The sequence below is a fragment of the Methylomonas sp. LL1 genome, assembly GCF_015711015.1.
Classification (GTDB): domain Bacteria; phylum Pseudomonadota; class Gammaproteobacteria; order Methylococcales; family Methylomonadaceae; genus Methylomonas.
The window spans coordinates 2,665,276-2,678,524 of the sequence record NZ_CP064653.1 but is presented as its reverse complement, the minus strand read 5'-3'; the positions used below and the strand labels follow the sequence as shown (position 1 = coordinate 2,678,524).

Annotated in this window: 13 protein-coding genes; 5 read left to right on the top strand and 8 right to left on the bottom strand. The window is 51.1% G+C overall.

Features of this window, described 5'->3' with window-relative positions; all coding sequences use genetic code 11:
- Positions 1 to 22 precede the first annotated feature (22 nt).
- From IVG45_RS12435 to ssb, 8 genes are all read right to left on the bottom strand, one after another.
- Positions 23 to 1,210, bottom strand: a complete 1,188-nt coding sequence (locus IVG45_RS12435) for a DUF3150 domain-containing protein (protein ID WP_196434140.1) — start codon at positions 1,208 to 1,210, stop codon at positions 23 to 25.
- An 82-nt stretch (positions 1,211 to 1,292) separates the two neighbouring features.
- Positions 1,293 to 2,048, bottom strand: a complete 756-nt coding sequence (locus IVG45_RS12430) for a hypothetical protein (protein ID WP_196434139.1) — start codon at positions 2,046 to 2,048, stop codon at positions 1,293 to 1,295.
- Positions 2,049 to 2,050: 2 nt separating this feature from the next.
- A complete protein-coding gene (locus tag IVG45_RS12425) occupies positions 2,051 to 2,992 on the bottom strand; it encodes an AAA family ATPase (protein ID WP_196434138.1) in 942 nt (313 codons plus the stop codon).
- Positions 2,993 to 3,145: 153 nt separating this feature from the next.
- On the bottom strand, positions 3,146 to 3,367 hold the full coding sequence (locus IVG45_RS12420) for a hypothetical protein (RefSeq protein ID WP_196434137.1): 222 nt from the start codon (positions 3,365 to 3,367) through the stop codon (positions 3,146 to 3,148).
- A 223-nt stretch (positions 3,368 to 3,590) separates the two neighbouring features.
- Positions 3,591 to 4,592: a YqaJ viral recombinase family nuclease gene (locus IVG45_RS12415; protein ID WP_196434136.1), complete on the bottom strand. Its 1,002-nt coding sequence runs from the start codon at positions 4,590 to 4,592 to the stop codon at positions 3,591 to 3,593.
- Entirely contained in the window at positions 4,592 to 4,924 is a 333-nt protein-coding gene (locus IVG45_RS12410) for a hypothetical protein (RefSeq protein WP_196434135.1), read from the bottom strand. The genes IVG45_RS12415 and IVG45_RS12410 overlap by 1 nt, the downstream gene beginning before the upstream one ends.
- Before the next feature lie 118 nt (positions 4,925 to 5,042).
- Positions 5,043 to 6,107 (bottom strand): phage recombination protein Bet, encoded by a 1,065-nt coding sequence (bet, locus tag IVG45_RS12405; RefSeq protein ID WP_196434134.1) that lies wholly within the window; start codon positions 6,105 to 6,107, stop codon positions 5,043 to 5,045.
- A 146-nt stretch (positions 6,108 to 6,253) separates the two neighbouring features.
- A complete protein-coding gene (gene ssb, locus IVG45_RS12400) occupies positions 6,254 to 6,694 on the bottom strand; it encodes a single-stranded DNA-binding protein (protein WP_196434133.1) in 441 nt (146 codons plus the stop codon).
- Positions 6,695 to 7,126: 432 nt separating this feature from the next.
- Between ssb and IVG45_RS12395 the strand changes: the two genes are divergently transcribed.
- The 5 genes from IVG45_RS12395 (at position 7,127) to hsdR (ending at position 13,241) form a co-directional block, all read left to right on the top strand.
- Complete coding sequence (locus IVG45_RS12395; protein WP_196434132.1) at positions 7,127 to 7,801, top strand: hypothetical protein; 675 nt, start codon at positions 7,127 to 7,129, stop codon at positions 7,799 to 7,801.
- A complete protein-coding gene (locus IVG45_RS23010; protein ID WP_442923305.1) occupies positions 7,798 to 7,998 on the top strand; it encodes a DUF7706 family protein in 201 nt (66 codons plus the stop codon). The genes IVG45_RS12395 and IVG45_RS23010 overlap by 4 nt, the downstream gene beginning before the upstream one ends.
- A gap of 218 nt (positions 7,999 to 8,216) precedes the next feature.
- Positions 8,217 to 9,290 carry a nucleoid-associated protein gene (locus IVG45_RS12390; protein WP_196434131.1) on the top strand — a complete coding sequence of 358 codons (1,074 nt, stop codon included), beginning with the start codon at positions 8,217 to 8,219 and terminating at the stop codon, positions 9,288 to 9,290.
- Between the two features lie 6 nt (positions 9,291 to 9,296).
- Positions 9,297 to 10,748 carry a hypothetical protein gene (locus IVG45_RS12385; RefSeq protein WP_196434130.1) on the top strand — a complete coding sequence of 484 codons (1,452 nt, stop codon included), beginning with the start codon at positions 9,297 to 9,299 and terminating at the stop codon, positions 10,746 to 10,748.
- A 75-nt stretch (positions 10,749 to 10,823) separates the two neighbouring features.
- Positions 10,824 to 13,241, top strand: a complete 2,418-nt coding sequence (gene hsdR, locus IVG45_RS12380) for an EcoAI/FtnUII family type I restriction enzme subunit R (RefSeq protein ID WP_196434129.1) — start codon at positions 10,824 to 10,826, stop codon at positions 13,239 to 13,241.
- Positions 13,242 to 13,249: the final 8 nt, after the last annotated feature.

Here is a 13,249-nt window from a genome sequence, read left to right as displayed (position 1 = left end):
TTGTTAAATGTCGTCAGCTCATTCAGAACCAGTAGTCCTGGTCAGAATGCTCCGCAGCTTCCTCGTCATCGCCATCAGCATTGACCAGCACCAGATCGGATTGAACATCCGGTTGGATGGCTTCATCAGCATCCGTGGCAGTGTCGGTCTGGCTTTTATCCAGCAACACCTCAATCGCCCAGTCATCCGATGCCGATTCCGCTTCGAGTTCATCGTCAAAGATGCCGTCAAACAGATCGGTAAAATCGGGGCTGTCTGGAACGGTTTCAACAATGACAGGTGTTAGTGCTGTTGGTACAGTTGTTGGCTCGGAATCCGCGTGATCGATGATTTCATCAACTTCTGCCTCTTCAACAACGGGGAGTTGACCCGCCAACAGTCCTTCACCGTGCCGCCGGGTTTTATCCGGATCGGACAACAGCATGGCCGTGGCCAGAATCTCCTGCAAAATGCAGCCTTCAATGGCGCCTTTGTTGGGGATTCTTGTCAATAGGTCGTCAATGGTGCTGACGACCGGTGCGACCCGATGATCCAGAAAGCCCAGCCCATCGAGCTTGTCGCGCATGCGGCGAATCGGCCGTAACGCATTACGTGTCACTTGCTCCTTGCCCAGCAACGATTGCTCGATGAGTTGATTGGCTTCCACGGAAATTTCGTAGAACATCTGCTCACTGAGTGAACCGATTTTGCTTTCCAGGCGCGCGACGTCCGCCGGCGGCAAGCTCTCGGGTAACCCGACACTGACCACCAAAAAATCAAACGACAAGCGCGTCGAGACAAACTCCACTGAATCCACCGCTTGCTCGATGATGCCGGCAAATTCTGGATGGCGAACCACCCAGTCAGTCACCGCTGCATCGTAACCGGCGATAAACTCGGTTTTAGCCGCTGCAAAATCCAGCCCGATACGCTCGAGTTCCGCGGTAATATTGGCGGCCGATTCAACCGGCACGGCAAAACCACCCAGAAAGCGGGTGCCGACGCGCAAGCAAATGCGTTCGGCTTCCTTCTTCAGGCGGTTAAAGACTGTCAGCTTATCGGGATCGAGCAATCGCTTGGAACCCAGGCTTGCTAAATCCTCCGGCGGCAGTTTGCTACCGTCGGCCAGCACCAGGTCTTCTTTTTTCAGTTTCTTGCGGGCGCCGTAGATATTGGCGTCCACTTTCACCAAGACCACGCGGTCTAAGATCACTTTTGTTTCATGAGACATGGGAACCTCCTAAAATGAGAGGCACACCCATCCCGCTGGGGCTGATGTGCCCCTTTCGGGTTAAATGAAAAGTACAAACCGGTTAAAACCAGCAGTCGTCCGTGTCGGACATGGCCGCTGCCAGATTTAATCGGGGTTTGAGCAAACCTAAGACTTCAGCGGTTTCTCTGATGCTGTCCAGATCAGTGCCGAAAAATGCCAGCACGTCCTGTTCAACTTTCAGATCAACCGAGAGGTCTCGGGCAGTTTCGGTGGCAATATCAATCTCCACGCGCTTGAAGTCTTTTGCTTTCAGCGCCAGTAAAAACAGCCAAGGAAAAACACCATGCGCTGATTTGATCTGACCGCTTAGTTCAAAGGTTTCGGCATTGAGGGTGGCATCAATGAATTGTTGCCAGCCATTCCACTCCAGTTCAGGCGTAGCATGGCCATCCGACAAGGCTTGAATAGCGCCGATCAGTCGCCTGACCTCGATACCCAATTCCACTCGAACGGCCTGTTTTGCCCGACAATCGATAGTCCAATACAGCGCCTCGACCGGTGGTGTTGGCACTAGCTCAGGATCTGGGTTTTGTGGTTGGATTGCCGGAGTCTTACCCGGAAACACCACATTGCCGTTAACATCAATATCAACTGCGCCGACCAACACATAGCCCTTGGCCTGTTTTTGTCGTTCGATGTCGAGCTGTTTAAGTCCGTAACGGTTACTGACGCCCGGCAAACTATCTGCCGTTTTCCCCCAACGCGTGGTGATCGAACCATCCGAGTTACTCCTGACTGCCCAGTCTTTAGTGCTGCCATCACTGTTACGATGACGATAGAGATTCCAGGCAGCCATGATTACACCTGCCAGTCATCGCCGAACACATCCTTGGCGATGCGATGAATCGCTTCGCGCTCGGCAGGTTCGGCTCGAAAGGTCAAGGCTCGATCCAGCGAATAGGCCAAAGCATTGGGCGCACTTTTGAAGGTGGCCACCAATGATGCCCAACGCACTAAACCGCGCGTCGATAAGGTCACCGATAACATGCCGCCGCCATCCGCGCCGCCGATGAAGACTTTACGAATCTGGTTGGCGACCTTGATCATGCTTTCGCGCACCGTTTCCGGCATGCTCGGCACCACATCGGCCAACAATTTCATTTCGTCTTCAGGTTCGGGATAGCCGACTTCCATCAGTCGAAACCTGTCTAAAAACGCCAGGTTCTGACGCAATACACCTTGATACAAGCCCGACTGATCACCAGAACCGGCACTATTGCCGGTGGCCACCAAACGAAACTTGGGATGCGGTGTAATCACAGCGCCGGTCTGCGGAATCGTCAACGGTTTGCCCTCGACGATTTCATTCAAGCCAATCAGTTCGGCCGGATCAATGGCATCGATTTCGTTGATCAACAATACATGGCCCAAGCGAACCGCCAGGGTCAACGGACCATCGATCCACTTCATCGCGCCGCCGTCGACCAGCATGTACTGACCCAACAAATCGTTGAGCTCCAGTCGACCGTGGCCGGTGACTGAATGTACGCCCCAATTGAGACGCGCCGCGACTTGCTCTAACAACGAGGTTTTACCGGAACCAGTAGGGCCGGTCAGGTATAAGCCGTCGCCATTGTGAGCGCCTAAAAACGCCAACACGTCGCGCAAGTGATCCTTACGAAACACATAGGGTTTTTGCGCCGGTACATAGGCGTTTTGTCCAGGGATAAAGCCTTCCACTTTCATGGAGGCCGGTGCAGGAATGCCGAAGGTATCGGCAATCGAATAGGATTGATACATGGTGAACTCCTTATGTTTGGGTTAAACCCGCAACACGAGACACACCATTTCCCTGACGGGTAGTGTATCCCCGTCGGGTTGAGATAAATTCCTGGCTAGCCAGGGGTTTAGTACGTTGAACGAAAAAAGGTTAAAGCGTTGTCAAAACTACCTTTAGCGAGGCATCGATACCGAAATTCGCATCAGGTTCGCCAATTCCGCGCGGGCGAGGTTTTCCTCGTCCATAAAGCGCAAAATCCGGCGAATGTCAGCTTTGAAATCCGGATCTCGGGTTTGACCGAGCATCTGCCTAACCACGCATTGCTTATGCCTAATCTCGTCAACACTGGCGGTTTCCAGCCAGCAAAACAGGCTTTTCCAAAAGTCTTTATTCATAGCGAACCTCCTTTGTTGATAAAAGGGGCCACCATGACCCGCTAGGGTGATGAACCCCGACGGGACTGCAAACCAGGCTTGACGCACCTGACACATGAAAGTGTTTCACCTTCATGCCGCCTCAATAGCGGAACGCCGGTTCACACCGGATTCAGCGTGTTTCGAATGAAACAGCCAAACTGTTTTCCAACTAAATTTTCCTCACTGACGTCAAAACCCGAGATCAGAACCAGAAATCAGCACCGACCATGTCTTTCAACGCCTCCGCATCGAAAGGCACTTCCGCCAGCCTGCCGGAGTCATCCCGACAAGTAATGCGAACGCGGTTAGCCGGTTGTTTTCGGTAAGTGTCGAGTATTGCTTCGGTGACATCCGGCAGTAGCGCCTTCATCACCGCTTTGTAATCCACACTGCCTTGGGTCTGAAAGCGACTGACACGTAAACCTGAATGCTCGGCTGCCATGAAATCACCCATCAACATCACCAAGGTTTGCTCGATGTCGAATTGATTGGCTTCCAAGGCATTGATTTGGGCTTTCAGGTCATCGATCTTTAACGCCTGGCTGCGATAGTTCGCCGCCAATTGCTGCCATTGCAGTTCGGCATGGCCTTTGGGTAGATAAAGATCACGGTCAGGATTTTTTTCGGGTTCCTGTCGCTGTTTGACGTTCGACCAGAATTCCATGGCGGTATCGACGAGCCGGTTTAAAAAGACTTCATCCCGCTCGATCTCAAACTCCACATCCTGACCCTGGTGATAGAAGAACAAAAAGCCGCGCTGCGCATCCGCCACCAGCATTTGCTGTTGCACCTGGCACCAGTAAAGTTGATAGGCTTCAGACTGTTCGCGGTTTAGCACCACATCCAGAAAAGTCGTTTCATGCGGGCATTTGATTTCGACCGGTTCGTTGTTTTCTGACAAACCGTCGAAGGACGCCCGCATCAGCGAATACCAATCAGACTCGCCGCAGAGGGGTAGCAGCATTACATCGTGCTTTTCTTCAAAGCGGCGTAAGGCTTCGGGTTCCTGTTCGATACCAATTCGGACCAAAGGGTTGTTGTCCAGGCTTTGTTCCAGCACGAGCCCCGTCTTTTCCGCCCATAACCGCCAGGGCGTCTTGTGCGGCGAACGATTCATAATGATCGCCGCCTCACTGGCACTAAGCCCTTGTGAACGCCATAACCGCCATTCCGGCGATCGCTGAGAGACATTGATGACTTTCATCACCGATACTCCTGCAATTGGATATGGCAGCCTAGGCGCAGTGTCGACATTCCGCGTTTTATGAGTTGGCTTTCACAACGCCGAGCCCAGTGATAGTCTGCAAACAGCAGCAACACGAGATCTGGGGTCGGCATGACCAAACCGCCGTAGCTTTCCACCAGACTTTGCAGTTCTGGCTTGGTAGGTGCTTGGACTTCATGGACAGAATTGCCCGGACTCCAGTTACGCTCCAAGTAACCACGGCCATGCCGGCGAATCACCGTGGGTGAATCGTAGCGATGCCAGTCGGTATGACACGGTATGCGGTTGGATGATTGATCAATGGCATTCATGACATCTCCTCTTAAACAAAAAGGGCGGCATGAATCTCACCCCAAGGGCGATTCAGCACGCCCTGGTAGGGTTGAAAATAATCACCGGCTGTTTACCGGTGGTTGATAGTTAAAACGGCTATGACTGGCGTGCCGACCCCAAGGTCTCGCGAGCCTTGTTCAAAGCCTCTGAAGCCGGATCATGAGCGGGTGGCATACCTGAAGCGTCTATGGGCTGATGATTGACATCACCCTTAGTCGATGCTGTCTTAGCAGCTGCTGATGCCTTGTCCAGTTCAGCAATGGCATAGGTCAAATCCAGTCCCGCAAACTTGTTATTGGCATAGTCGTAGGCGGCTTTCCAGGCACCGGCAAGGGCTGTGCGTCTAACCAGTTCACTGACCGCTTTTTGTACCTTGGGCGGTATCATGGATAAATCAATCACCCGCGGTGGTTCCACGCTGCCGATAATTGCATCATCGATAACGTCCGCTTCGTCGATACGACTGGCAGTGCCGTTAATCACGCTGCTGTCATTCATGTCGTCGATGCTTTTGCCATCCATTTCTTCGGCGGCATAGCCACATTCCTCCGGAAAGGCTGCTCGTAGCGAAGCCGCTTTACCGCATTTGGCCAGCTGACCTTTGGGTCGTTTGATCCACATGGCGGTGGGCACTTGTGAGTTTTTGCCGCCGGCGGTGCTATAGGCTTCTTGCCAATACACTTCCTCGGTGAATGCACAGCGTTTGCCGCCAACAATCCGGTACACGGTGACCGCCACCCATTCGGGAAACGTCACAGTAACGCTAGATTCCTGCCATTGGTCGTTGTCGTCCTTGTAGCGTCCGGTGAAGGTTTTGGTCACATCTGGACCCCAAACCGGTCTATCCATGCCAGCCCAAAGGCCGGTTCTGGATGCCGTGGTCTGGATTTCCATGATGGACGGCCAGACGGTTTCGACATTGCGGCCCAAGGCGGCACTCCACATCGGCACCACATGCACTGGTTTTTTGAATATATCCAGTTTGCGGGCCTTGCAGTAATCCAGCGCCATCATGATGGCTTCCGGGGTTCTAGCGGTTGGGAACGTCACGTCGGTGAGGACTTTCCAGGACTGCTCCGAAATGCCATAGACCTGATTGACATCGATGGGCATTGGCAGATTGCGGGTTTTTACAGGATTATTGCGAGGTTGATTGCTCATGGCGTGTCTCCTTAAAAAAATAGAGGACGCAATGCCCCAGCCGGGGAGTGACGTCCCCATCGGGTGAAACACCTAAACAGCGGATGCTGCCAGGCGGGTAAATTAAAGATCAATCTGAATAGCGGATAACAATGGCAAACAGCTAATCAGAAAAACGGAATGTCATCGAAGTCCTCATCCAAGCCGTCCACATTTGCCGCAGTTGGCGGGGTAGAGGATTGACTGGAGTGACGAGGCGCCCCGTTTTCATCGGCACGGTCCAGCATCTGTAACTCACGGACAACCACTTCCGTGCGGTAGCGTTTTTCGCCGTTTTTATCCCATTGCTGGGTGCGAAGACTGCCTTCCACATAGATCTTGCTGCCTTTGCGCAGATACTGCTCGGCGGTATCGGCCAGTTTTTTGAAAAACACCAACCTATGCCACTCGGTGTGTTCCTGTTTGGCTTTGGCTTGGTCCTTCCAGACTTCACTGGTGGCCAACCGTATAGCCACCACCTTGCCGCCGTTATTGGGTAAATACCGAATATCCGGATCGGCGCCGAGACGGCCCAGCAATATGACTTTGTTCACACCACGACTTGCCATGATGAAATCCTCCAATCGGCCGCGCCCGACAAAAAAGAAATAAACCCACCTGCGCGGTGATGGGTAGAGTCCCGCAGGCTTACCCCGACTGGGGATAAGCTTTCCCAGAACAGGGTTAAAAAGAACACACATCAGGCTTGACGCACCTGACACGTCGATGAAAACCATCGACGCCGCTTAAAAACGGAACGCCGGCCGAAACCGGATCAAGCTATCTGGAAAGACAGCATGAAGAGTGGGAAAGTGTTGCTGGCAAAAAATGAATGCCCGGAAAGACCAGGTAGGCTGCGGCCAATAACACTTGGCTGCATTGAAGCAGAAATGTTTTGGTGTGAGCTTGCAGCTAATGTCGAATTCACCATTAGCTGCAAAAGGGATGAAAAAATCTTCGATTACTATCGGAGTCCATCCCACACTCATCAAGGAATGCAAATGGCTGAAGCTTCTGCCCCAGTAAAACCGGCTCGACTTGAAATAAGCCGGCCCGTATTCGAACGCACATTCAAGATCAATAGCGAGCAAGCGATTCGAGTCATTCGCAAAAGTTATGACCGGCTGATCAAGTCGCTGTATGCGATCGATGTGATTTTGCGCATCGTCGGCCAGGAACAAGCCATTGATGAAATCGAGGCCATTGTCAGCAAGATGATCGCCGATTGTGCCGAGCAGCTTCAGCAGGAAAAAGCCCGACTGGAAAAACTCAAAGCCGACAACGGCATAACCGAAACACCGACCTACACTCATCCGACCGAATTTGTCGCTAAGATCGCCTCGCCGCAGATTGCCCAGTTCGTCGAGCTGATTCGCTTACTGGATCAACTGATGATCGTCATGGATACCTTGTGGCTTTGCCAGGTCATCGACAATAAGCACTGCGTGGAAGCCCGATACCATTGGCAGCAACGCTTGCAGCGCTTGGCCAACCGGATTGTCACGATAGAACGGCAGGCGCATCGGGCGGCCTATGCGCAAGGGCATGGAGAAGAGGTGCGCTTGGCGCGGCAAGAATCTGGACTGCAGGATGAGCCGGAATCCATTTCCGAAGACGAATCAGTTGCGGATGAAAGCTATTCGGCTAAACAAGCCGATGAGGCTCGTTCCACATGACAAGCCAACCGCCTGAAATATTCTTGATGATTCAGTTATCCGATCAGGAAGCTTGGGATTTGGCGCAGTTCTTAAAGCGAGTTGGATACTCGGATTTTCGGAGTAACGCTGTCGATGATGGTGAAGCTCATCGGATGCTGAATGTCGCAGAGAAGGTCAGGAAAAGTTTGATACAGAATGGCTTTAATCCACGCTGACAAATCATAAATAGGTCAGAAAATAGGTATACCTGACATTTATTAAGAATTATTGCTAACTATACATGACAATAATTCTAAAGCTGACGAAGGCAAATACTCCATGGGCACCATCGCTTTTGCATAAAAAGTTGCGATTGGCCATGTTCTAGGGTGACAAATGGCTAGTCAGCCGCCTATCATTAGCCAGATAAATATGCTTATAAGGAGCTAATGGTATGCCATCGTCGATTGAGGGAGTATTAAGTGACACGCAAAGGGAGAGTTTGGAGATCGTGGAGTTTATTTTCCATATCATCCAACCTGACGCCGATGGAAACCAAGAGGTTGTTTTCCTGGATGAAGTTCAGTTACAGAGCAAGCAAAAAACCTTCTTTTTGGACCGCTTACGAGATGTAGCGGAAGGCACTCAGTACGTTTTTAAACCGGATTCCGTACATCTTAAAGAGAAGTGCGAACAGTTGGTGGAACAATCTGGTCGCTTTACAGAACTATCTCGTCACATTACATCCGACTTTGCTGAACGTCATAAAGGACAGATGGCTGCCGGTGTATTTGTCGTTGCTACCGTAAAGTATCTCGCTGCAGCAAACGATTGGAAGAAACTGGTGTTTTTGGTGAAAATGGATAAACGGCCTTCCTTTTCCTATAGTTATAAAGAACTTGAAGGTAAGAGAGTCGCGGTTGTAGAAGAAATCGAAAACTCGCTAAACGAAACCAAATCGGCAATACAGAAATGTGCCTTGATTGATGTTTCTGATCGTTTTGCTTGGGATGTTTTGGCCTTTGACAGAACCAAGCGAATTGGCCTTAGCGATTACTTTCGCGGCTTCCTGGGAGTAACAGAGCGGCAACAGGATTCGGTTCTGACGCGGTCTGCTCATAGCGCTGTCCGTCAATGGGCTAAAAAATTGCCTAAAGATGATTTGCCGCCGGGGGAGGATGCAAACACTTACGCCGGTCGCTCACTAAATTATTTGAATGATCATGACATTTTCGATACAGAGGCGTATCTCAACGCGGTCGTCCGTGATGACGATGACCGGAGAAAGTCTGAACTCATTAATGACTTGCGTCAGCAGTTAGCGGAAGCAGGTGTTGTCGGACAGCGATTCAAGCCAAAACCCGACTCTCTACCGCAAAAAGCGCGCAAACAAATCTATCAGACTGCGGAAGGGGTCGTCATAACTTACGAAGGCGATAATGAAGCCGTTGGCATAACGATCGAAAATGTTGAGGGCGGCAGAAAACTCATCAAAATTTTGACGAATCGTTTGGAAACTAAAGACTGATAACCCATGACTATCCCCGATTTGCTTGGCATCATTGAAGACTTAGCCGTTGACTCTGCAGTAGTCACAGAGGAAAGTCGTCGATTGACTATTGAAGGGCAATCTTTGAATGGGGCTATTCGAAACAAACTTGCTCGACTGCTGGATATCTTGAGCCAGGAGGACTGTTCTGGCGCTGGCGTGATTCGAGTTTCCGACACGCAAAATCTTGGGTCAGATGATTTGTCAGACGCATCCTATGATGACGAGCCGTGGCGGTTCGTCTTGGCTAAATCTGCGCTGGCAAAAAAAGTACCAGCCCGAGATGTTGAAGATACCTTGTTGTTTTTTTCGCTAAATGGATTTCACAGGTGGTTAGAAACCGTTGATCCTTTCGTTCATCCTGTCAGTCCAGAGCCCGATTTTGTAAATCCCACGACGATAAGGGTCAATGGATTGCAGCATGCCTATGGCAGTGAATCCTTATGGGTACTGCCAGTCGCTGCCCCTGTGCCGGAAGCCAAGTCCGTCAGCATGCCGCCGATGTCCGAAATACATGGTCTGATTCATGTCAATGCCGCAGACAGATCGATACGAGTTTGCCCCAGCGGCTTTGCGCTGACATGGGGTGTCATTAATGAAAACACCGCCGGTCCCTTGCTCAAGATGAGCGCCCTGGTTCTATCGGCTTGTTTGGTTCAAGAATTAAAACGTGTCGATGGCCGATACGAAGCAACATTGCGTGGTACCAAACGGGTTTCCATGCCCTTGGAGAAACCAGGGCAGATTATCCAATCTCAGACGCTTGCCAAATTAGTTGAAACGGTTGCTTGGGTTTATCAGGAGAGGCCGGAAACAAGACTCAAGCTCGTAATGGATCGGTTGTCGATCGATAGCCAAGCTGAGGACACGCTGCTTTTCTGTATGCAAGAGTATCTGGATGTTGCATTGCAGCAGGCTCGCGATAGCTACGCATTCGTCATTTTAGAGCGAAAGGATGCCTACCATAAAGAGATGCGCGAGCTGATGAAGGATATGAAAGCTCAGGCTGATTTGTTTGCGGCTAAAGTTCGCGACCTAGTCGCGTCTCTTACCAGGGATATATTGGGAATACTGGTTTTCATCGGCTTTTCGTTTATTGGAAAATTCGATCAAAAAAACTTAGCGTCTCTATTGATCAGTGATGAGCTCTCTCTGGTGGTTAAATTTTTAGCCGGATACCTGATCCTATCCTGCGCACTTCAACTAATCATGCATTGGCGTGATGTCAGTCTGACCTATAGAGAAAGTCAAAAGTGGTTGGATACGCTGCAAAACTACACCTCAAGAAAGGACAAAGAGGATAATTTCCTCAGTTTACTCAATAAACGTAAGAAGACCTTGTACATTGCAATGGTAATTTCCGGGGTGTTTTATGCCGTATTGAGCGTAGTCACTTGGAACTTGCCATGTCTGATTCAACGATTGTTGGCTTTATAGCCGCGGCAAAATGGTTATGGACGATAGGCAAAATTACCGATTATCGTGGAGTCGCTTAAATCTAAGGAAAGACGCTTGGACAAACTAACCCTCAGCGAACGCGATATCTGCACCAAATTCATCACGCCCGCGATCCAGCAAGCAGGCTGGCAACAGCATCAATTTCGTGAAGAAGTGCAACTTACCGATGGCCGCGTCATGGTGCGCGGCAAACTCGCGGCTCGGATCAAAAACCCCGAGGTCAAGGGTGGGCCAAAACGAGCCGATTATGTGCTGTATGCAAAACCCAATCTTCCCATAGCGGTTGTAGAAGCCAAACAAGCTAAATTTTCAGTAGGGCATGGCATGCAGCAGGCTCTGGCTTATGCCGAATTACTGGATGCCCCGTTTGCCATTAGCAGTAACGGCAACGGGTTTCTGCTCCATGATCGCACGGGACTCACTCAGCCTGTAGAGCGGGAATTAGCCCTGGAGCAGTTTCCCAGTCAGGATGAACTATGGGCCGTGCACCAACAGTGGAAAGGCTTGACCGATCCTGCCGCCGTTAAACTAATCGAACAACCCTTTCACAGTGACGGCAGCGGCCGCGAACCCCGTTATTACCAACGCGTTGCCATCAATCGGGCGATAGAAGTTATAGCCAAAGGCCAGCAACGAGCATTGTTGGTGATGGCCACTGGCACCGGCAAAACCTACACCGCGTTTCAAATTATCTGGCGCTTGTGGAAGGCGAAATCCAAAAAGCGCATTCTGTTTCTTGCCGACCGCAATATTCTGGTCGATCAGACCATGCAGCAAGACTTTGCTCCCTTTGGCGAAAACATGCACAAAATCGGTAATCGGGAGGTGAAGAAAAATTACGAGATTTATCTCGCCCTCTATCAGGCCGTTACCGGTAAGGAAGAATGGAAACAAATTTACCGGCAGTTTCCGGCCGATTTTTTCGATCTGATTGTCGTCGACGAATGCCATCGCGGTAGTGCGGCCGATGACTCGGCTTGGCGCGAAGTCCTGGACTATTTCACAGCCGCTACTCACCTAGGCTTGACCGCCACACCGAAAGAAACCAAGGACGTCAGCAACACTCATTACTTCGGCGAACCGATCTACACCTATTCGCTGAAGCAAGGCATAGAAGACGGTTTTCTTGCTCCCTACAAAGTCATCCGTATCGTTACCGATGCCGATGCCCTGGGCTACACGCCGGAAAAAGGCAAAATTGACAAAAACGGACAGGTCGTTGAACAGCGCCAATACAACACCAAGGACTTCGACCGCAATCTGATTCTGGAAAAACGTACCAAATTGGTTGCCGGCAGGATATGGGAATACCTGAAAAATACCGACCCCAAAGCCAAGACTATCGTCTTCTGCGACGATCAAGATCATGCCGAGCGTATGCGTCAGGAACTGGTCAAACTGATTCCCGCCGCGGCCAGCAACCGCCGCTACGTGGTACGTATCACCGGTGACGACAATGAAGGCAAGGCGCAACTGTCTTATTTTATCGATAACGACGAGCCTTATCCGGTCATTGCCACCACCTCCAAGCTATTGACCACCGGCGTCGATGCCAAAACCTGCAAATTGATCGCCATCGATCAAACCATCAATTCCATGACCGAGTTCAAGCAGATCATCGGACGTGGCACCCGTCTGCGCGAGGATTACCACAAGCTCTACTTCACCATCATGGACTTCAAGGGTGCGACTCGGTTGTTTGCCGACCCGGACTTCGATGGTGATCCCGTGGTTATTTACGAACCCAAACCCGACGAGCCTGTGGTTCCACCCGACGACCAACCGCCCACCATTACCGAACCGACGCCACCAACCTATGTGCCCGGCGAGGAAGAACCCGGCGTTGGCGGAGGAACCGGTGGCGAGGGTCGCATCAAATACGTACTGGACGACATCGACGTACAGGTAGCTGTTGAACGTTCGCAGTACCTGGACGCCGACGGCAAACTGATTACGGAGGACTATCGTGTTCTGCTGAAGGAAGACATCAAAAAATCCCTGCAAGCACAATTCGGTTCCTTGACCGATTTTCTGCGCCGTTGGTCGGAAGCCGAGCGCAAGCAGGCTATCCTGGAAGAACTCAAAGACCTCGGTATCCCGCTGGAAGTCTTGCAGCAGGCCGTAGCGAATGGCGAACAACTGGATGCTTTCGACTTGGTTGCTCATGTGGCGTTTAACCAAAAACCATTGACCCGCCGCGAACGCGCCAATCAAGTCAAAAAACGCGATGTGTTTTCCAAGTATGGCGATCAAGCCCGTGCCGTACTCGATGCCTTGCTGGATAAATTCGCCGATCACGGCATTCAAGACATTGAAGACAGCAAAGTGCTGGAACTGCCGCCATTCGACCAAATCGGCACCAAAACCCAAATTCGCCGCGGCATATTCGGCAGCGCGGAAAACTTTGCGCTTGCCGTCCATGAACTGGAAAATGCGCTGTATCAAGAAGCCACACAACAAAAGTCGGCCTGAGCTATTGC